12 protein-coding genes and 2 pseudogenes are annotated in these 20180 nt (G+C 75.6%); 3 read left to right on the forward strand and 11 right to left on the reverse strand.

Annotated features, from left to right (window positions below):
• Positions 1–293: 293 nt before the first annotated feature.
• Positions 294–3923: a S8 family serine peptidase gene (locus AB0912_RS30080; RefSeq protein WP_366705356.1), complete on the forward strand. Its 3630-nt coding sequence runs from the start codon at positions 294–296 to the stop codon at positions 3921–3923.
• A gap of 54 nt (positions 3924–3977) precedes the next feature.
• On the opposite strand, the gene AB0912_RS30085 is transcribed toward AB0912_RS30080, so the two are convergent.
• Together AB0912_RS30085 and AB0912_RS30090 are read right to left on the reverse strand one after the other, a co-directional pair.
• Complete coding sequence (locus AB0912_RS30085) at positions 3978–5363, reverse strand: carboxyl transferase domain-containing protein (protein ID WP_366705358.1); 1386 nt, start codon at positions 5361–5363, stop codon at positions 3978–3980.
• Positions 5356–6945, reverse strand: coding sequence for an acyl-CoA synthetase (locus AB0912_RS30090; RefSeq protein ID WP_366705360.1), 1590 nt, complete (start codon positions 6943–6945; stop codon positions 5356–5358). Before AB0912_RS30090 ends, AB0912_RS30085 begins: the two co-directional genes overlap by 8 nt.
• A gap of 718 nt (positions 6946–7663) precedes the next feature.
• On the opposite strand from AB0912_RS30090, the gene AB0912_RS30095 reads away from it, so the two are divergent.
• Positions 7664–8296 carry a toxin-antitoxin system, toxin component gene (locus tag AB0912_RS30095; RefSeq protein WP_366705362.1) on the forward strand — a complete coding sequence of 211 codons (633 nt, stop codon included), beginning with the start codon at positions 7664–7666 and terminating at the stop codon, positions 8294–8296.
• Between the two features lie 144 nt (positions 8297–8440).
• On the forward strand, positions 8441–9343 hold the full coding sequence (locus AB0912_RS30100) for a hypothetical protein (RefSeq protein ID WP_366705364.1): 903 nt from the start codon (positions 8441–8443) through the stop codon (positions 9341–9343).
• Between the two features lie 110 nt (positions 9344–9453).
• Here AB0912_RS30100 and AB0912_RS30105 read toward each other — a convergent pair whose 3' ends face one another.
• From AB0912_RS30105 to AB0912_RS30145, 9 genes and pseudogenes are all read right to left on the reverse strand, one after another.
• Entirely contained in the window at positions 9454–10062 is a 609-nt protein-coding gene (locus tag AB0912_RS30105; RefSeq protein WP_366705366.1) for a hypothetical protein, read from the reverse strand.
• Positions 9977–10882, reverse strand: coding sequence for an FkbM family methyltransferase (locus AB0912_RS30110; RefSeq protein ID WP_366705368.1), 906 nt, complete (start codon positions 10880–10882; stop codon positions 9977–9979). The genes AB0912_RS30105 and AB0912_RS30110 overlap by 86 nt, the downstream gene beginning before the upstream one ends.
• Positions 10879–11106 (reverse strand): Trm112 family protein, encoded by a 228-nt coding sequence (locus tag AB0912_RS30115; RefSeq protein ID WP_366705370.1) that lies wholly within the window; start codon positions 11104–11106, stop codon positions 10879–10881. Before AB0912_RS30115 ends, AB0912_RS30110 begins: the two co-directional genes overlap by 4 nt.
• On the reverse strand, positions 11103–12008 hold the full coding sequence (locus AB0912_RS30120; RefSeq protein WP_366705388.1) for a hypothetical protein: 906 nt from the start codon (positions 12006–12008) through the stop codon (positions 11103–11105). Before AB0912_RS30120 ends, AB0912_RS30115 begins: the two co-directional genes overlap by 4 nt.
• Before the next feature lie 14 nt (positions 12009–12022).
• Complete coding sequence (locus tag AB0912_RS30125) at positions 12023–12796, reverse strand: methyltransferase domain-containing protein (RefSeq protein ID WP_366705372.1); 774 nt, start codon at positions 12794–12796, stop codon at positions 12023–12025.
• Positions 12793–13698 (reverse strand): annotated as a pseudogene (locus tag AB0912_RS30130) (condensation protein); the annotation flags it as partial. The pseudogene AB0912_RS30130 and the gene AB0912_RS30125, both read right to left, overlap by 4 nt.
• Before the next feature lie 747 nt (positions 13699–14445).
• Positions 14446–14889 (reverse strand): annotated as a pseudogene (locus tag AB0912_RS30135) (condensation protein); the annotation flags it as partial.
• Entirely contained in the window at positions 14886–19424 is a 4539-nt protein-coding gene (locus tag AB0912_RS30140) for an alpha-(1->3)-arabinofuranosyltransferase (RefSeq protein ID WP_366705374.1), read from the reverse strand. The gene AB0912_RS30140 and the pseudogene AB0912_RS30135, both read right to left, overlap by 4 nt.
• Entirely contained in the window at positions 19421–20113 is a 693-nt protein-coding gene (locus AB0912_RS30145) for a class I SAM-dependent methyltransferase (RefSeq protein ID WP_366705390.1), read from the reverse strand. The genes AB0912_RS30140 and AB0912_RS30145 overlap by 4 nt, the downstream gene beginning before the upstream one ends.
• Positions 20114–20180: the final 67 nt, after the last annotated feature.

Below are 20180 nucleotides of genomic sequence, written 5' to 3' on the forward strand. Positions count from 1 at the left end.
GTCCACCGGCCGACGTGACGTCCACCCGCCGCCGGTGACACCTCACCGGCGCCCGCGCCGCCCGCCGGCCTCGGCCCCCGGGGCAGCCCCCGACCTCGAAGGGACTGCCCCCCGCCCCCCAAGCTCTGTCCCGTTTCTGCCCCTCGTACCGGCCTGTCCTGGCGGGAAGCCGCCAGGGCGCCTTCCCGCCAGGTCCCGTCAACACCCCCGCAACACAAGCCCCCCGACACTCTTCGCAAGCCCCGGGCACCACCCCCCGTCCGGCGCGGTACGGCGACGAAGAGAGGGCACCGATGACCAGAGGACCAGCGAGACGTCCGGCGGCGCTGCTGTCGGCCGGGCTCGTGCTCGCCCTGCTCCCCATGGGACGCGCGGGCGCCCTCGACGCCCCGGCGGCAGGCGGCACCGGCGGCCCGGCCCCCGCGCGGGCCGCCGCGGCGGCGCAGACCGTCACCCTCGTGACCGGCGACAAGGTGACCGTCACCGACGTCGGCGGCGGCAAGAAGACGGTGTCCGTGGCACGGCCCCGGGGCGCCACCGGAGCGGTCCGCACCCAGGTGGCGAACGGCGCCGTCACCGTCGTACCCGACGAGGCGCTGCCGTATCTGCGGGCGGGCACCCTCGACCGGCGGCTGTTCGACGTGAGCGAGCTGATACGCCAGGGGCTCACCGACCGCAAGACCGACGAGCTGCCGCTGATCGTCACCTACGACGCGAAGGCGCGGGCCGCGATCCCCGCCGGGGCCGAGCGGACCAGGGCGCTGCCCAGCATCCGGGGCGCCGCCGTGGAGGCCGACAAGGGCCGGACGTTCTGGAAGGCGGTGACCCGCCAGGACGGCATCGGCAAGGTCTGGCTCGACGGACGCGTCAAGGCCGACATGGCCGAGAGCAACGCGCAGATCGGCACCCCCGAGGCCTGGCAGGCCGGGCTCACCGGCAAGGGCGTGACCGTCGCCGTCCTCGACACCGGCGTCGACACGAGTCACCCCGATCTGGCCGGCCGGGTCACGCGGACCAAGAGCTTCATCGACGGGCAGGAGGTCGCCGACCGCAACGGGCACGGCACGCACGTCACCTCCACCGTCGGCGGCAGCGGCGCCGCCTCCGACGGCAAGGAGAAGGGCGTCGCCCCCGACACCACGCTCGCCGTCGGCAAGGTGCTCAGCGACGAGGGCTCCGGCAGCGACTCGCAGATCATCGCCGGCATGGAGTGGGCCGCCCGCGACGTGCGCGCCAAGGTGATCTCGATGAGCCTCGGCTCGACCGAGGCCAGTGACGGCACCGACCCGATGGCCCTGGCCGTCGACAGCCTCTCCCGGGAGACCGGCGCCCTCTTCGTCATCGCCGCCGGCAACACCGGCGCCCGCTCCTCCATCGGCTCGCCCGGCGCCGCCGACTCCGCGCTGACCATCGGCGCCGTCGACTCCGCCGACGAGGCCGCCTACTTCACCAGCGCGGGCCCCCGCTACGGCGACAACGCCCTCAAGCCCGACCTGTCCGCCCCCGGCGTCGACATCCTCGCCGCCCGCTCGACCCTGGTGGACGGCAGCGGCCCGTACACGGCCATGAGCGGTACGTCGATGGCGACCCCGCATGTGGCGGGCGTGGCCGCGCTGCTCGCCCAGAAGCACCCCGACTGGACCGGCGCGCAGCTCAAGGACGCGCTGATGTCCACGTCGAAGCGGCTCGACGCCTCCGTCTACCAGTTGGGCGCGGGCCGGGTGAGCGTCCCGGACGCGACCGGCGCGCGGATCACCGCCACCGGCAGCGCCGACCTCGGCTTCCACGCCTGGCCCTACGACGACGACAAGCCGGTCACCAAGACGCTGACCTACACCAACTCCTCCGACGCGGCGGTGCGGCTGACGCTCGCCGCCGAGGGGGCCGGCGAGGGTGTCGTCACCCTCGCCGACACCACCCTGACGGTGCCCGCGCACGGCACCGCCGCCACCACGGTCACCGGCGACGGAACGAAGGCGCCGGTCGGCGACACCTCCGGGCAGATCGTCGCCTCCGCCGACGGCACGCCGGTCGCGCACACCGCGTTCGGACTGGTCAAAGAGGAGGAGCGGTACACGCTCACCGTGCACGTCAAGGACCGGGACGGCAGGCCCGCCGCCGCCGACCTCGCGGTGCAGCGGTTCGCCCCGGACGCCGACCCCTACCCGGCGTCCGTGGGCGAGTCCGGCACCGTGAAGCTGCGGCTCGCCCCGGGCACGTACGGCCTGACGTCGTTCCTCGACGTGCGCGGCAGCCACGGCGCCGACTCGCTCGGCCTCGGCTTCCTCGCCGCCCCCGAGATCACCCTCGACCGGGACCGCGAGGTCACCCTGGACGGGCGGACGCTGCGCGAGATCTCCGCCCAGGTGGACCGGCGCACCGCGACCCGGCAGCTCATCATGGAGTACGACCGCACCGCCGGCGGCTCCGACCTGTTCGGCGCGGTGCAGGTGCCTCTGATGTACGACAGCGTCTTCGCGGCCCCGACCCGCAAGGTCACCGAGGGCGGCTTCGCCTACCGGACCGTGTGGCGCCTCGGGAAGCCGCTCGTCGAGGTGAAGGGCGTCGAGGACGCGCTCGCCCAGCCCGGCGGCACCCTCATCGAGGGCCGTAGCCGGCTGCCCCTCGTCGACGTCGGCACCGGACCCTTCACCGGGGTGCGCGGCAAGGCGGTCCTCGCCACCCTCGCCGCCGGCGCCGACCCGGCCGCGCTCGCCCAGGCGGCCCAGGACGCGGGCGCCAAGGCGCTGTTCGTCACCGACGGCGGGCGAGGCCGCCTCAACGCCTGGTTCGGCACCGACGACTACACAGACCGGCCGCTCCAGATCGCCACCGTGAACACCGCCGACGCGGCGCGGCTGCGCTCCTCGCGGACCGTCGACATGACCGGCACCCGCAACACGCCCTACGTGTACGACCTTTCGCGGGGCTATGCCGACGCGATCCCCGACCGCGGTCTCGCCTACCGGCCCGGCCGGGGTGAACTGGCCGTCCTCGACGCCCGGTTCCACGCCGTGAAGCCCGTCGCGGGCAGCGAGTTCCGCTACTCGATCGCCGCGCCCTTCCCCATCGGCCTCGGCTTCCAGGAACGGATCGACTACCCGGCCGAGCGCACCGACTACGTGTCCACCGGCCCCGGCCAGACCTGGGCGGAGTCCTCCTTCGTCGGGGACGGCACACTGGAGGAACGCAGCGGGCTCGTCCCCTACAAGGGCGGCAGCCGCGCCACCCTCGACTGGTTCAAGCCGGTCTGGCACCCCTGGCTCGGCACCGGCCTCGGCTGGGGCCAGCAGCGCAGCGGCAACCAGATCCAGTTCAACACCCCCGGCTGGGGCGACTCCGGGCCCGACCACACCGGCTTCGGCGACGTGTGGAGCGAGGAGTCCGGCATGACCCAGACCACCTCGGTCTACCAGGACGGCGTCCTCGTCGACCGGGGCACCAGCTCCGCCGGGTACGTGTGGGACGCGCCCGCCGACGAGCACACCTACCAGGTCGTCACGGACACCGCCCTCGACCCGGCGCGCTGGAAGCTCGCCACCAAGGGGCACACCGCGTGGACCGTCCGCTCGGCGGCCACCCCCGAGGACCGCTCCACCTTCCTGCCGCTCCTCAACCTCGGTTTCGACATCGACACCGACCTCAAGGGTGACGTCCGGCACGGGCTCGTCCCGGTGGGCCTGTCCGCCGAGTACGTGAAGGGCGCCCCGGACACCGGCACCATCGGCGCCGGGAAGCTGGAGGTGTCCTACGACGACGGGAAGACCTGGAAGACGGTGCCGCTCCTCGGCCACCGGGCCTCCTGGAAGGGCCTGTTGGCCGTCCCGCGCGGCGCCGGCTTCATCTCGCTGAGAGCCTCCGCCCGGGACGACCAGGGCGGCACGGTCACCCAGGAGATCATCCGCGCGGTGGGCGTGCGCTGACCGGCGGCCGCCGGTTCCCCTTGGGAGGGGGGAACCGGCGGCCGTCTTCCCCCCTCACCCTCGGAACGGTTCCGCGATGCCCCGGATCACGCCGAGGTCCAGCAGGTCCTGCGGCCGGACGCGGAGCTGATCGGCGGTCGCGCGGACCTCGTCGGCGGGCCGCTTCAGGATCGCGGCCGCCGCCTCCGGGGCGATGACGGAGAAGTAACTGTCCGGCGTGGCCCATGTGTTGCCGGGCGCCGCCAGGGCCAGCGCCCCGCCCGAACCGCCCTCTCCGATCACCAGCGTGGTGACCGGCGTCCGCGCCGAGGCCACCGCCGCGAACAGGTCCGCGATCGCCGGACCCGCCCCCTGCCGCTCCGCCTCCGCTTCGTTCGCCGCCCCCGGGGTGTCCACCAGCGTCAGCACCGGGATGCCGAGCCGGCCCGCGAGCCGCACCAGCCGGGCCGCGGCGCGGTACCCGGCGGGACGGGTCGCCGTGCCGCGCTGGGCGGCGAACGCGACCGTACGCCCCTCACGGGTACGGCCGAACCCGCACACCATGCCCTCGTCGGTGCCGCCGCAGCGGTCGCCGCCGATCGTCGCCCGGCGGGTGAAGTACGCGTCCAGATAGGCGTCCGCGCGGGGCCGCCCGGCGTCGCGGGCGCGCCGCACGGCCTCCCAGCCGGTGCCGGGCGGCTCGGTGGCGCCCAACGCGGGCGGTACCGGCGCCGGTTCGGCGGACGGCGTGGCGAGCAGGTCGAGCCACAGGGCGAGCGTCTCGCGCAGCAGCTCGCGCGGGACGAGCGCGTCGACCGACCCGGCGGCGAGCTGCGCCTCGGCCGTGTACGCGGCCGGGTCCGCGTCGGGCGGACGCACCCGGGAGCCGGCGAAGGCGACCTGCGCCCCGGGCAGCGCCAACGTGATGTCGGCGCCCGCGCCGAGCGTGGCCCAGCCGCCGCCCGTCGTCGGATCCCGCACCACGGCGATCTGCGGCAGGCCCGCCTCCCGGGTCAGCTCCGACTGCCGTGCCACGCGCTGGAGCTGGGTCAGCGCGACCATCCCCTCCTGCATCCGGCTGCCGCCGGTGGCGACGAGCGAGACGACGGGCAGCCCATGGGCGCGGGCGTGCGCGTGCGCGGCCTCCAGGCGGGCGCCGGTGCGTTCGCCGAGGGAACCGCCGAGGAAGCCGAACTCGAAGGCGACGAGGACGGCGGTGACCGGGCCGAGCGGCTCCCGGCCGTCGGTCGTCGTGCCGAAGCTCGCCGTCCCGAACGTCGCCGTGCCGCAGACCACGGACTCCTCCTCGCCGGTGCGCCCGGCGGCCCGCTCCCGCGCCGCGTCGTAGCCCTCCCAGCCCAGCGGGCCGTCCGGGCCGGACTTCCCCTCGGGCGCGGGGAGTTCGGCGAAACTGTCGGTGACCTGGGCGATGGCCTCGCGGGCCGGGAAACGGTCAGTCACGGGGCAGCTCCCGCTTGAGGATCTTGCCCATGTCGTTGCGGGGCAGCGCGTCCAGGAACCGCACCGTGCGCGGCCGTTTGTGCGGCGCCAGCCTGCGGGCCACGTGATCGGCCAGCTCCTCGGCGCCCGGCGGCCGGTCCGGGTCGGCGGGCACGATCCAGGCGGCGACCCGCTCCCCGAGGTCGGCGTCCGGCTCCGCGGCGACGGCGGCCTCGCGCACCCCGGGATGGTCCAGGAGCGCGTTCTCGATCTCACCCGCGCCGATCTTGTAACCGCCGCTCTTGATCAGGTCGGTGGCCTTGCGGCCGACGATCCGGACGGCGCCGTCGGGATCGAGGACCGCCATGTCGCCGGTGCGGAACCAGCCGTCCGCGGTGTGGGCGGCGGCCGTCGCGTCGGGCCGGTGCAGGTACTCGGTGAACAGGTTCGGCCCGCGCACCTGGATCTCGCCCACGCTCACCCCGTCGTACGCGCCGGTGGGGGTGCCGTCGGCCTCGTACCCGGCGATCACCGTCCCGTCCTCCTCGACCAGCCGCAGTCCGACACCGGGCAGCGGCACGCCCACCGTGCCGGGGCGGCCCTCCGCGTCCGCGCGCACACTGGTGTTCATCAGGGTCTCCGTCATCCCGTACCGCTCGACGACCCGGCGGCCCGTCGCGGCCGTGATCCGCTCGTGGTCGTGCAGCGGCAGCGCGGCCGAGCCCGACACGAGCAGCCGCGCCCGGCCGAGCGCCGCCGCCAGCTCCGGGTTCCCGTCGAGTTCCTCGGCCAGCCGGTGGTACATCGTCGGCACCCCGAACAGCATGGTCGCGCCCGCGTTCAGCTCCCGGGCCACGCCCTCGGTGCCGAACCGGCCGAGGTGCCGTACCGAACCGCCGCGCCGCAGCGGGCCGAGGACACCGAGGATCAGCCCGTGCACGTGGAACAGCGGCAGCGCGTGCACGAGCACGTCGTCGCCGGTCCACCGCCAGGCGTGGGCGAGCGCGTCCAGCGTGGCGGCGACCGCCCGGCGCGGGATGACGGCGCCCTTGGGCGGGCCCGTGGTCCCGGAGGTGTACACGACGAGGGCGGGAGCGGTGGGGTCGGTGACCGGGCCGCCGGACGCGTAGGCGCCGGGGTCGGTGACCGGACCGCCGGACGCGTAGGCGCCGGGGTCGGTGCCCACGGCCGCGTCGGCGGGGAGCGAGGGGGGCGGGCCCGCGGAGGCGTCGGCGCTCCGGGGGCCGGGGACCTCGACGTCGATCCGGGGCAGGGCCGCCAGCGGTCCGGGCAGGGTCTCGCCCGGAGCGGCGAGCACCAGGGACGGGGCGCTGTCGCCGAGGATGTGCCCGAGTTCCGCGTCACCCGACTTCGGGTTGAGCGGGACGGCCGGTACGCCGGCGAGCAGCGCGGCGACGACCCCGACGGCGGTCTCCAGGGTGGGGGTCGCCCACACGGCGACCCGCCCCGCCCCGTCGAGCCGCGCGGCCAGCGCCCCCGCCGAGGCGGCGAGTTCCGCGTACGTCAGGGACCGGTCGCCGAAGCGCAGCGCGGACCGGTCCGCGACCGAGCCGCTCACCAGGGCCGGGAAGAGGGAGAACACGAGTACTCCTTGCCGTGAGAATGCCGTGAGGCTTCACCGGGACGGACAGCCTCTTCCTACACGATGGGGCTCCCGCGCCGGGCGGCCCGGCCGCGACTCGGCCAGGGCCGGCCGACGGGCGGACGGACGGCCGACGGACGCCCACGACTGGGCCGACGGACGGCCACGACTCGGCCGACGGGCGGCCACCGGTCGGCCACCGGTCGGCCACGGGTCGGCCGACGGGCGGCCACCGGTCCGCTGCCGCCCTCCGCCGCCGCCGTCACCGTCCGCCGCCGCCGTCATCGTCCGCCGCCACCGTCCGCCGCCGTCGTCGCCCTCCGCCGCCGGTCCGCGTCGGCGACGTGGAGGGCGGGTGCGGACACCGTGACGATCATCCGGAATGCGCGGACGATCGTCCGGGAACCGTGGCGCCGAGGGACCGGGCCCCGTAGTGTCGGCCTGGCTGACAACTTGATGAGTCAACTGCCGGGAGCCCTTTGGTGAGTCAGTCCCCGTCACCCCGTCCCGAGACCCGCGACCGCCTCGACGCGCCGACCGCCGGGCAGGGCCCGGACCGGGACGACGTCCCCGCCCCGCGCGCCCCCTCGACCCGGACGGCTCCGCCCGAGGAGCGCGCCGGGGCGGTACGGGCGGCCGGGCCGGCACCTGACGCCCGGGCGGCCGGACCGACGGGCGGATGGGCGGGCGGACGGCGGGGCGGACGGGCGGCGGACCGATGACGAAGCCGACGGGCCCCGTCGGAAGGCTGCTGACCGGGCTGCGCCCGCGCGCCGCCCGCTCCGAGACCCGGGCGCTCGCGGTGGAACTGGGCCGGGTGCTCCGCCGCCGCGTCGATGTGCCGGTCGACGTACGGGAGTTGGCGCTGGCCCTGTGCGAGGAGATGAGCAGACGGCGGTCCGGGCGTCCCGTGCAGCTCCGGTTCGAGCGGTTCCCCGACGAGATCGAAGTGACCGGCCTGTGGCTGGAGTTCACCGACTTCGACCTGGTCGTCGTGGAGGAGCGCGCCGAGACGGTGCAGCAGCTCGTCATCCTCGGCCACGAGCTGTGGCACATGAAGGAGGGCCACCGCGACCACCACGTGGACGGCGCCGCCGCCGTCGCGCGCGCCGCGCTCTCCGGCCGCCCCGACTGGCGCACCGCGGCGGGCCCGGTGCCCCGGCGCGAGTTCGCCCTCTCCGTCGCCGCCCGCGACGGCTCACGGCAGGCGGACGAGGCGGAGGCGGAGGAGTTCGGGCTGCACCTGGCGAGCGTGTTCCGCTCGTGGCTGTCCCGCCCCGGCGGCCGGGGCCCGGCGGACCCGGTCGGCCGCGCCATCCGCGCCTCGCTCGGCTACGGCCCCCAGGACTGACCCGCGCGGGTCACGCGGGAGCGAATCCGCCTGGCCCGGCGGCGCGGCCGGTTGTTAGCCTGCGGCGGGATCGTCCCGAGGTGGCGCGCGCAGGGCGGGCGCCTCCATGGCCGTACGCGGGTGTCGTACGAGGAGGGAGCCGTCGTGGCCCGTATCGCACTCGTCACGTACGACCCGGGCGAGGAGCCCACCGTCGACCGGGACCTGGCCGTGCTGCGGCGGGCCCTCGCGGACGCCGGGGCCGAGGCGGCCGTCGCGCACTGGGACGACCCCGGCACCGACTGGTCCGGCTTCGACCTCGTGCTCATCAGGTCGACCTGGGACTACAGCTGGCGCCTCGCCGAGTTCGTGGAGTGGGCCGAGCGCTGCGCCGGGGTGACCCGGCTGCTGAACCCGGCGCCGGTCGTGCGCTGGAACACCGACAAGCGCTACCTCGAAGACCTCGCGCGGGCGGGTGTCCCGGTCGTGCCGACCCGGTACGTCGCGCCGGGCGACCCGGTCGAGCTGCCCGGCGAGGGCGAGGGCGAGGGCGAGGGCGAGGGCGAGTTCGTCGTGAAGCCGGCCGCGGGGGCGGGCGCGCGCTACGCCGCCCGGTACACGCGCAAGGAGCGCGAGACGGCGCTCGCGCAGCTCGCCCGTATGCACGCCGAGGGGCTGACCGCGATGGTCCAGCCGTATCTGGCGAACATCGACGTCCGGGGCGAGCGGGCGCTGCAGTTCTTCGGCGGACGGCTGCTGCACGCCAGCCGCAAGGGGGCGGTCCTGGAGCCCGGCACCCCCTACGACGGGGCCAAGACCGCGCACCCCCGGCTGGAGCCCTGGGAGCCCACGGCGGCCGAACAGGCGGTCGCCGAAAGGGCGTTGGCCGCCGTGCCGGGCGGCGCGGACGCGCTGCTCTACGCGCGCGTGGACCTGGTCGACGGGGACGACGGGCAGCCCCTGGTGATGGAGCTGGAACTCGTCGAGCCGAACCTCTTCCTGTTCCTGCACCCCGAGTCGCTGCCGGTCGTCGTGGACGAGATCCTCAAGGCGGCCGGTCCTCGGTAGCGAGACGAGGCCGCTCACGGCGGGCAACACGCCCAGGTCCCGCCCTCAAGTCCCCGTCGTCAAGTCCCCGTCGTTCGCCCGGCAGTCAGGCGGGGATCTGACGGCAGGGCCTACGCCGCCGGCCCGGGCGCCGGCCCCCGCACGGCCACCCGTTGCAGCAGCCCCCAGGTGAACTCCGCCGCGCACCGCTGCCGTACGCCCGAGGCGTCGGGGGCCGTGAAGGCCAGGCCCCAGCGGGTCGGGGCGGTGCCCTCCAGGGGGCGGGCGGGGGCGAAGGCGCGGGCCACCTCGTCCACCGTGCAGGACCAGGGCGCCAGATCGTCCAGGGTGGTCGGCTCGGGGGCGGCGGCGCCGGGGGCGCGGACCAGCCACTCGTTCCAGGCGGCGCCGTTCCCGGTGACCAGGACCTCGAAGCGCAGCGTGGGCCACAGCGGCACCGGCCAGCGCAGCGCCTCGCAGACCAGGTCGCCGATCCGGCGTTCCTGCGCCGACTCCGGGGTGCCGAGGACCGAGCGGTAGCGGGAGGCCGCGGACCGCTGCCGGGGCGCGCGCAGCATCGCCTGCCAGCGCCGGTTCGCCTCGCGCATGTCGGCGATGGACACGCCGAGCGTGTGCCGGGCGTCCTCGACCAGGTCAGGCTGGTGGTCGGCCATGCGGCGCAGCAGGACCAGCTGGAAGTCGAGCGGGGTGAACGGGGTGGTCGGGCGTCGTTCCGGCATACGGTCCATGGTCGCGCACCCGGTCCTCGCCGGGGCGGCGGCCGTCCGGCAGGAACAGCACCGAGTTGACGTACCGGGGTCCGCGCGGCGGCAGCACCCGGCGCAGCAGCCCCTGCCCGACGACGTACGCGGTGCGCGCCTGGTGCTCCTCCAGGGGGAAGGAGGCGAGCGGCAGCCAGCTCTCGCCGGGCAGCACCCAGCCCGCGTAGCCGAGTCCGGTGAGTTGTTCGACGACCGGGGCGACGGGCTGGATACGGGACTCCAGCTCGACGAAGAGGGCGGGGCGGTCGCGGGCCAGCAGGGTGCGGGCGCCGCGCAGCACGGCCGGTTCGTTGCCGTCCACGTCGATCTTCACGAAACCGACGTCCCGCAGGTCCAGGCTGTCGAGGGTGAGGCAGGGCACCTGAAGGGCGCGGGCGTGGATGTCCCGGCGGACCAGCGAGGACACCCCGCGGTCGCCCGCGTCGCCGGCGGGCAGCCAGAGCCGGGCGGTGCCCCGGTGGTCGGAGGCGGCGGCCGCGACCACGCGTACGTTGCCGGGGGCGCCGGAGGCGAGCAGCCGGGCCAGGTGCGGTACGGGCTCCACGGTCACCACGCGGCGGGCCCGCCCGGCGAGGCGGTGCGTCCAGGGGCCGTACCAGCCGCCGACGTCCACCGCCGTGCCGCAGTCCGCCGGGCACAGGTCGGCGAGCCGGGCCAGCTCCGGTTCGAAGCGCGGGTAGACGAACCGGGCGGCGGCGGCCACCAGCCGGGTGGGCACGAAGGGGGCGACGCGCGCGGCGAGGGTCCGGTGCGCTGGGCCGTCGGCGGGCCGGTTCACGGGGCGATCCGTTTCAGGAGTTCCCGGTGTTCGTCCTCGGTCACCTGCCGCCCGGAGGACGGCAGCAGTTGCGGGATGCCGTCCACGACCGGATAGCGGCGGCGCAGCCGCGGGTTGTACAGCGTCTCCTCCAACTGCCCCGCCTCGTCCGGCGGAAGCAGGTGCAGGGGCCCCTTGTCGAGCGGGCAGGCGAGGATCTCCAGCAGGGGGTCGTCGGGGTTCATGGGGGTGTCAGCTCCTTGGCACCGAGGGAGGGTTGCGGTGCCCCGTCCTGCTTGGGCATGGCGAGCAGGACGGCGACCGCGAGGACGGTGCCGGCCAGCCGCAGCGTGAGCCGGACCGGGTCGTGCGGCAGCGCCTCGCCGAAGGTGAGCGTGCCGAGCACCGCCGTGAACAGACAGCTCACGGTCGTGCAGACCGGCACGATCAGCGAGGCCCGGCAGCGCTGGAGCGCCGCCTGCGACATGACCAGGCCGAACGCGCCGGTGAACAGCAGAAGGTACGGGTACGGGGAGCGCAGCAGCCCCGCCACCGCGCCCGCCGGGTCGTGGGCCGACAGCCGGCTCGACACGCCCTTGACGGCCAGCGAACTCACCCCGTACAGCAGGCCCACCGCCACCCCGTAGCCGACGCCGCTGGGGGCCGCGCGGCGCGGGTCGCGCGAGCGCTGTTCGGCCCGCCCGTACAGCCATACGCCGAGGGCGAGCGAGGGCAGGCACACGGTGAGGACCAGCGGGGCCGGGGCGCCGCCGCCGACGGTGTCCGCGCCCTCGCGCAGCGACAGCACGACCATCAGCAGGGCCGGCAGGATCGCGCCGAGCGCGTACCGTTCCCGGCCCGTCGTCTCCTCGCCGAGCAGCCGGGAGGACAGCAGCACGAGCAGGACGAGCCCGGAGACGAAGATGCCCTGGGCGGCGGCGATCGGCAGCGTGCGGTACACGACGAGCTGCGCGGCGAAACCGGAGGCGAGCGCGAGGGAGCCGCCGAGCCACAGCGGGCTGCCGAGCACCAGCCGCAGCAGCCGCGCGGGACGCCGGAAGTCCACCTCGGGCAGCTTCCCCAACGCCCGCTTCTCCAGCACGAATCCGGTGCTGTACAGCACGTTCGCGAACAGGGCCGCGAGCACTCCCCACCACATGGCTACGTCCTTCGCGCGTGCAGCAGCAGGATCGAGGACAGCGACGGCGCCGCGCAGGCCAGCCGGTCCAGCGGGCGCAGCGGGCGCGGTACGCCGTGGAAGGGGGCGCCCGCCAGCCGGACGACCTCGAAACCGGACGCGGCGACGAACTCCCGCAGGGCGCGGGCCGTGTAGAGCCGCAGATGGCCCACCACCTCCCGCCCGGGCCGGCCGTGCACGGCGCGCAGGCTCACCTCGGAGAAGACGGGCTGGACCCCGGCGAGCAGCAGAGCGCGGTTGTACCAGGCGGCCAGGTTCGGCGTGGACAGCATCAGATGGCCGCCCGGGCGCAGCACCCGGCGGATCTCGTCCAACGCCGAGTCCGGGTCCACCAGGTGCTCGACCACCTCGCTGAACACCACCGCGTCCGCCGACGCGGAGGCGAACGGCAGCCCGCCGTCCGCGAGTTCACCCCGCACCGCGTACGGGAGCCGGGTACGGGCCCGGCGCAGCGCGTCCTGCGACCAGTCGACGCCGATCACCCGGTGCCCGGCGAGCAACGGGGCGGCGACCTGCGCGGCGGTGCCGTCGCCGCACCCGATGTCGAGCACGGTCCGCGCACCCCCGGCGGCCGGACCGAGCGCCCCGGCCAGCATCCGCGCCTGGCGCAGACCGCGCGCCGCGCCGGAGGCGACCGGGACGGCCGGGTCCTCGTAGAAGTCCCGCAACCCGCGCGGGTGCTGGGGTGACGCCGAGGGCGGCGGGGCGGGTTGCGCCTGCCGGGCGCGGGTCGTCATCGGCCGCTCGCCTCCGTCTCCTCGGTCGCGTGCAGATACCGCTCGAACAGGTCGCGGAGGTGGGCTCCGTCGCCGTGCCCGAGCAGCGCGCGCGACCAGCGCAGCGAGACGTGCAGCCGCCCCGCCGTGGACGCGGTCGTCACGGTCAGACCCCGGGGCATGCGGGCCGGCGCCGATAACCAGACGGCGTGCGCGCGGCCCGCCTCCTCGCCGAAGTCGAGGGTGTACGGGATGCGGCCGATGTTGCTGAGCAGACAGGTCGAGGTCCAGGGCCCGGCCGCCCGGCGCAGTCCCCGGGTGACCGCCGCCCGCCACGCCACCGGCACCACGGGCGCCGTCAACAGGGCGGCGCCATGGCCGAGTTGGGGGCGTTCGGCGGTCTTCAGGGCGCGGGTGCGGGTGGCCGTGCGGCGCAGCAGCTCGCCCATCCGGGAGACGTCCACCTCCCCGGGGGCGAACGTCACCTCCACCAGCCGGGTCCCGTTGCCGATCGGCATGTCCGCACCGCGCGGCCGGTCGTCCACCGGCATGGTGATGCGCAACGGCCTTGGCCGCACCCCGTGTTCACGGTTCCAGTGGGCGATCGTCAGCGCGGTGGCGGCCATCAGCTGGTCGTTCACCGTGTAGGGGGAGCCCTTCGGGCGGCGCGGCACGGCGAGTTCGGTGACGAGCAGCCCGTTGCCCGGCGTGGTCTCCGGGGCACCCGGCGCGACCCTGGCGGGCGGCGCCCACACGGACGGGGCGCCACCACTCCCGGGCTCCGGCGCGTCCGGCGGCCGGACGGGCGGCCCGGCCGGCGTCTCGCCGCGCCCGCTGTACAACTCCGCGGCGGTGGCGAGCACCCGAAGACAGGCGGGACCGTCCAGGGCGGTGTGATTGATGGTGAGAAAGAGGACGGTGCCGGCGCCGGTCCCCGCTCCGGTGCCGGTCACTGTTCCGGTGCCGGTCTCCGCTCCGGTGCCGCTCTCCGCTCCCGTGCCGGTCTCCGCTCCAACGCCGGTCTCCGTTCCGGGATCGGTGCCGGTGCCGGTCCCGGTGCCGGGGTGGGCGCCCGACTCGGGCCCGGTGTGGACGCCCGACACGGGCCCGGGCTGGGCGCCTGTCTCGGGTCCTGTGTCCGCGCCGGTGCGGGTGTCGGCGCCCGACCCGGTTCCGCCGTGGGCGCCCGTCCCGGCGCCGCTACCGCCGCTTCCGCCGCTTCCGGCGGCCGTGGCGCCGAGGTGTCCCGGGGTGCCGGTCCCGCCGGGCTCGTACGCGCCGCCCGTGCCTCCCGTGCCGTCCCGCCCGGTTTCCGTCGTCCGCGTTGAGGCGGCCGTGCCGTCCGGCCTGGTTTCCGTCGTCCGCGTTGAGGCGTCCGTGCCGTCCGGCCCGGTTTCCGTCGTCCGCGTTGAGGCGGCCGTGCCGTCCGGCCTGGTTTCCGTCGCCCGAGTCGAGGCAGCCGCGCCGCCCCGCCCGGCTTCCGGGGCCCGAGTCGAGGCAGCCGTACCGTCCCGCCCGGGGCCCGGCGCCCGCGTCGCGGGGTCGGCGTCCGGCGTCAACCGGTCCGCCGCCCGCGGCGAGTCGGCCGTGTCCCGCGGCAAGCCACGCACCCCGGGCGGCGCGGAGCCCGTGCCGCCCCCGGCGGAGCGGGGCCCGAGGCCCGTCACTCCCACCGCGTCCGTCGCCTCGCTGCCCACCGCCGGGCCCGCGCCCTCCACCACCTCCAGGCGCAGCGGCGGGGAAGAGGACAGCGGCGGGGCCGCCTCCAGGCACCGCGTCCGCGCGGCCCGCAGGGCGTCGCGGCCGGGCGGGGTGAAGGTCACCACGGGCGTGTCCGGGTCCGGGGTCAGCTCCCACTCGTAGCGGCGGCGGTACCAGCGTCCCGGGGCCTCGCGCATCAGGACGCGGGGATGGCGGCGTAGCGCCTCGGTGAACGCGGCCGTCAGGCGCTCGCGGTCGAGCCGGCCCGGGAGATGGACCTCGATGTGGACGGTCTCCGGCTCGGCCTCCTGGACGCAGTGCCGGGAGACCTCGTCCACCACCGGGAACGGAACGCGCGCGGGCCGCCGGGCCGGATCGCCGGTGCCGCGTGCGGGATGGTCCACCGTGGTCATGAGGACGGTCCCTTCCCCTCGTCGCTACGGGGCTCTCCGGACGGTGCCGTCCGGAACCCCGGCCTACGGAACGCGTTCCGCGCCTTCGCGGGCTCCCTCTCGTCCCGCACCGCTCCGGGCCCGCGCGCGGACACGGTGGGCCCGGATACCGGCGTCGAGGAGGTCTCCGGGTCCGGCGCCCGTTCCCCGGCCCTTCGCGTCTCGGCCTCCGGTTCGCCGGACCGTGGCCCGTCGGCCCCGGTGTCGACGGCCTTCCGTTTCCTCAGGTCCGGTCCTCGGCGGGACCGGAATCCGGTCGGGAGGGTGCGCGGCCCGTCGAGGCCGTCGGGCGCGTCGGGGTTCTGGCGGGGGAGGGTGTTGGTCGGGGTCTGGTCGGGGTCCGGGGGTGGCCCGGAGGGGGTCGCCGCGACGGCCCGGTCGCGGGACTCGCCCAGACTCACCAGGCCCGCGAACAGGCCGGTCAGGGCGAGGAGTTGGGCGGCAGCCCCGAACGCCCCCTCGTTCGCCGAGGGAGGCGACCCCGCGCCGGTCGCGGCGGCGATCCCGGCCCCGGCGAGGGCGAGGAACGCGATCGGGACGAGCAGCGTGTGCCGGCGCCGGGCGAGCAGGGCGAGGGCCGGGACCAGCAGGGCGAGGAAGCCCGCGATCACGATGCCGACCAGGGTGAGCGCGACCAGGCCCAGCCAGATCCCGGGGGCGGGCGGCAACGGCTGCGGCTCGTCGGGGCTGGGTGCCCGCCGGCGCCACAGGACCAGGCCCACGAGGACGAGGACGCCGACCCCGCCGGCGATCAGACCGGCCTCGTAGACCGTCGCGGGCTCGTACGACAGTTTGACCGTGCCGCCCGCGCCGGACGGGATCCGCCAGCCCTGCTGCCAGCCGTCGAGCCGGACCGGCGTCAGTTCCTTGCCGTCGAGGGTGGCCTTCCAGCCGTCGTTGAAGTTCTCGTACGTCGTCAGATACGAGGCGGCGCCCGAGCCGACGGTCACCTCGCGGCGGTCGCCGAGCCAGTCCCGTATCTTCAGGTCCCGCCCGGTGGTGCCGGCCTCCGCCACGGTGCCGCGTGTGAGGGTCACGTCCGTGACGGCGAGCGGGCCCCCGTCGCCCGCCTCGACCCGGTGCGAGCCCTCCGGAAGGCTCAACTCGCTTCCCGCGCGCCCTTCCTGGCAGAGGGTCACGTCGATGGCGCGGCGCTCCACGAGGTCCCGTACGGTGCCCTTCGCGCTCGTCTCGTAGAGCGTGCCGTCGACCGCCACGACCGGGCCCTTGCCGCAGGCCAGCGAGAAGGGGCGGCTGCCGGCGGGCTGCGGGGTGCGGTACTGGTCGAGGCCGGGGACGTACGCCTCGGTCAGGCCGACCGGCAGCCGCAGGCCCGCGCCGGCGACCGGGTTGTGGACGACGACCCGTGCCGTGCCGGTGATCTTGATGTCGAGGTGGTCGGTGGTGATGGGGTCGAAACGGGCCCAGCCGTTCTCGTCCACCCCGGTGACGGCCGCGCCGTCCGGGGAGCTGATCTCGACCTTGGTCGGACGGGCCGACAGACCCCCCGCCGGGGCGAGCACGATCGAGGAGACCGGCTGCTTGCCGGGCCAGCTCAGATGGATCGTCGGATCGGAGCCCGCGATCCAGGCGGTCGTCAGGTCGCCGTCGGTGAGGTTGCGCGCGGACACCCCCGCCCCGAGCCGGGCCGTCGAGTCCGCCGTCGCCGTGATCCGGTTCCGCTGCTCGGGCGCGACCTCGTAGAGCAGCTTGTCGAGTTCCGCGCCGGGTACGGGTACGGCGCTCGCCTCGACGGTGTACGTGCCCGCCGTCGAAGTGGCGAAGACGCGGTGCAGGCCCGCCTCGGTGCCCGTCGGGGACAGCCCGGTCGGGTCGGTGGAGCGGTGCAGGGAGACGATCTCGGCGGACGCGTCGGCTCCGGAGGCGTCCGTGGGCAGCCGCAGCAGCCGGGTGACCCGCACGCCGGGCACGTCGATCTCGGAGAAGCCGGCCCCGGTGAGCCCGGCGCGCCGCGCGGTGGAGTCGGTGATGGTGATCCGCAGCCAACTCGTGGACCCGGCAGGGGCCTTGACGGACTGTTTCTTCCCGTCGGGCAGCAGATAGCTGGAGACGGAACCCTTCTCGGTCTCCACCCGCACCCGGGTCGCCGCCGAGCGCACCCCATCCTGCGGCAGCGGGATCACGTCGAAGGACGCGGGCATGTCCACCGAGCCGTCGAAGCCGATCCGCAGCCACTGCCCGTCCGCCGACCCGGCCGAGCCCTCCGCCCAGGCGGTGTCCGGATCGCCGTCGAAGGCGTTCACCGGGTCGTACTGCGGCAGATGGAACAGCCAGTTGCCGGTGGACGAGGCGGTGACCGACCGGGCGCCGCGCAGTTCCGCGACGGTCTGGTGCGCGATGCCCTCGGCCGGAAGGATCTGCCTCGGCGCGCGCCCCGGGTCCTGCACGCTGCCGCTGTCGTTGCGCTGGTCGCGCGTGTAGGTGTACGAGGTGTTCGCGTCGACCAGCCCGAAGCGGGTGTCGGCGCGCCGCAGCCCGTCCCCGACGACCTGCACGCCCGCCGTGCCGAGACCGGGATGGCCGTCGCCGGTCAGCACGGCGGCCCGGCCCCGGATCGCCGGGTCGGCGGCCAGCGGGAGCAGCGCCTCGGGGCCGCCGGAGACGACGGCGGTGTCCGCGATCGGCTTCAGCCCCGCCTGCCCGGGCCGGGGCACCGACGCGTCGGCCGGCTCGTAGATCTCCACGGCGCGCTGCCTCGGGTACAGGCCCTCCACCTGGAGCGGGGTGTGGTTCGCGATCCGCCCGCCGGTCGTCACGGGACCGAACCCGGTGACCCGCCGGTACCCGGACTGCTCCAGCGTCCGCTTCACGGTCGCCGTCGGGACATAGCCGAGCTGGTCGGGGTCGAGGTCGTTGCGGACGACGACGTAGTACAGGCCGGCCCGGCTCAGATAGTCCGCGAGGCCCGGCACGTCGCCGCCGGTCAGCAGGGCCTGTTCGACCGCGTCCATGGCGCGCCGGTTGCCCGGGGCGCCGAAGGGCACGTAGTCGCGCTGCGCCCAGCGGGAGCCGGCCAGCACGTCGAGGGGTTCGTCGATGGGGGAGCCCCAGCTGTAGACGCCGTGCGCGGTGGCGGGGACGACGAGGGCCCGGGAGTCGGGCGAGTACTTCTCCAGCCAGTCGGCGGTGGTGTGCCAGTAGCGGGGCAGCTCCTGGAACGAACCCGGTTGCAGGATCGACCCGTTGAGGTACGGCCAGGCGAGTCCGGGCAGCACGAGGACCGCCGCGACGAGCGGGGCGAACCGTCTGCCGCGCACCGGCCGGGCACCCCGGGGCTGCGCCGCGACCCCGACCAGATGGGCCAGGCCGAGGACGAGGGCGAGCGCGAGCCCGGTCTGGAACTTGTAGATGTTGCGGAACGGGACGAGCAGGCCGTCCAGCCAGTCCTGGGCCACGCCGTGGTACGGCGCCCCGAGCGAACCGCCGTACCCGGCAAGGGTGATGAGGGCGACGGACAGCACGGTCAGCACGAGCCAGCGGCGCTCGGGCAGGTCCCGCCGGGCCAGGCCCGCGAGCCCGAGCCCCGCCGCGAGCGCCGAGCAGACGATCACGATCACCGAGGAGGCGACCGACCAGCCGGCCGGCAGCCAGGCCTCCCCGAAGTGCAGATAGGCCACCCAGTTGCCCGCGCCGCGCAGCGACTCGGTGGCCGACATGGTGGCCGTCGTCGTCCGCGCGGTCTCGATGTAGGGCAGGAAGTTCTCGCCGTACGCGCCGAGCAGCAGCAGCGCGATCCACCACCAGGCCGTCGCGAGGAGCACACCCGGCACCCACCATCCGATCAGCTTGCGCTGCCGGGGCCCGCGTGGCCGGGTGAGCAGATAGAGCCCGACGGGGAGCAGGGAGGCGAGGGTGGCCGCCGCGTTCACCCCGCCCATGAAGGGCACCACCAGCGCCGAGCGCAGCGCCGCGACCCGGGCGGTGTGGCGCTCGTCGGCCAGCGGCAGCAGCACCCACGGCAGGAAGGCGCCGGGCAGCGCCGCCGCCGAGGTCGAACCGACGACCACCGTGAACACCGGCCACAGCGCGTACGCCAGGGCCGCGAGCAGCCGGGAGGCGCGGCTGCCGGTCCCCAGCCGCTCGGCCAGCCGCAGCGCGCCCCAGAAGGCCACCGACACCACGACCGACAGCCACAGCCGCTCCGCCAGCCACACCGGCAGATGGACCAGCCGGGCGAGCCCGTAGTACGGCAGCATCGGCCAGGCGTAGCCCACGTACTGGTCCTGGATGCCGCCGAACCCGCCCCGGTCGTGCCAGAGCCCGCCCAGGTCGGAGAGGAACCGCCAGGGGTCCTGCGACACCCCGAGCTTGGTGTCGAAGGTCGCGCGGCCGGGGTGCACGGCCAGGAACAGCACGAACACCACGGCCCAGAACCCCAGCAGCCACCGGCGTGAGCGCGGCTCCTCCGGGGGGCCGGCGGCGCCTGCCGCGGGGCGGACGGCTGCCGGGGGAGGAGCCTGGACCGTGCTCGTCATGGTGAACACCGCCGGAGGATGAGGAGGAGGTTCCAGGTGGCGAACTCGCGCAGCCCCGGGGCCTTGGTCACGGCCTCCGCGAGGAAGGGCCAGTAGCGGGAGCGCGCCGAGACGACGGTGACGTCGTCACGGGCGCGGACCTGCCGCAGGGTGGTGCCGATGTGCACGGCGAAGAGGTTCTCGCCGAGGGTGTGCTTGGCGGGCTTCCCGGTACGGCGTTCGTGGCGGGCGCGGGCCCGTTCGGCGCCGAGGTAGTGCCAGGGCGCCCACTCGTGACCGCCCCACGGGGAGAGCCAGTTGGTGAACGCGACGTAGATCAGTCCGTCCGGGCGGGTCACCCGGACCAGCTCGCTGAGGAACGTCTGCGGATCGGCCACGTGCTCCAGGACGTTGGAGGAGAAGCAGACGTCGGCGACCCCGTCGGCGAGCGGCAGCAGATAGCCGTCCGCGACCACCGCCGACTCGGGGGGCTTCGGCCCCAACTCCCTTACGTCCGGCTCGAAGAGGTAGGCGCGGGCGCCGCGCCGCCGGAACTCCTCGGTGAAGTAGCCGCCGCCGCCCCCGACGTCCACGACCGTACGCCCGCGCACGCTGCCGCACACCGCCTCGACCTGGTCGGCGGCGTCCCGGGCGAGCAGCGCGTAACAGGAGGCGGGGTCGTCCTGCTCGTGCAGGAAGGCCCGGAACAGGGCGAGGGAGCGGCGCGGGGAGGGGTCCTTGAACCGAGGCCGGCTCGGGGGCGGCCCCGCGGGCTCC

Origin of the sequence: Streptomyces sp. NPDC007084 (genome assembly GCF_040703595.1) — a bacterium.
GTDB lineage: Bacteria > Actinomycetota > Actinomycetes > Streptomycetales > Streptomycetaceae > Streptomyces.

Excerpts from the sequence above, each read along its gene's own strand:
- AB0912_RS30140 (WP_366705374.1), bottom strand. The coding sequence starts at position 19,424 with ATGACGAGCACGGTCCAGGCTCCTCCCCCGGCAGCCGTCCGCCCCGCG.
- AB0912_RS30105 (WP_366705366.1), bottom strand. The coding sequence starts at position 10,062 with ATGCCGGAACGACGCCCGACCACCCCGTTCACCCCGCTCGACTTCCAG.
- AB0912_RS30115 (WP_366705370.1), bottom strand. The coding sequence starts at position 11,106 with ATGAACCCCGACGACCCCCTGCTGGAGATCCTCGCCTGCCCGCTCGAC.
- AB0912_RS30095 (WP_366705362.1), top strand. The coding sequence starts at position 7,664 with ATGACGAAGCCGACGGGCCCCGTCGGAAGGCTGCTGACCGGGCTGCGC.
- AB0912_RS30125 (WP_366705372.1), bottom strand. The coding sequence starts at position 12,796 with ATGACGACCCGCGCCCGGCAGGCGCAACCCGCCCCGCCGCCCTCGGCG.
- AB0912_RS30080 (WP_366705356.1), top strand. The coding sequence starts at position 294 with ATGACCAGAGGACCAGCGAGACGTCCGGCGGCGCTGCTGTCGGCCGGG.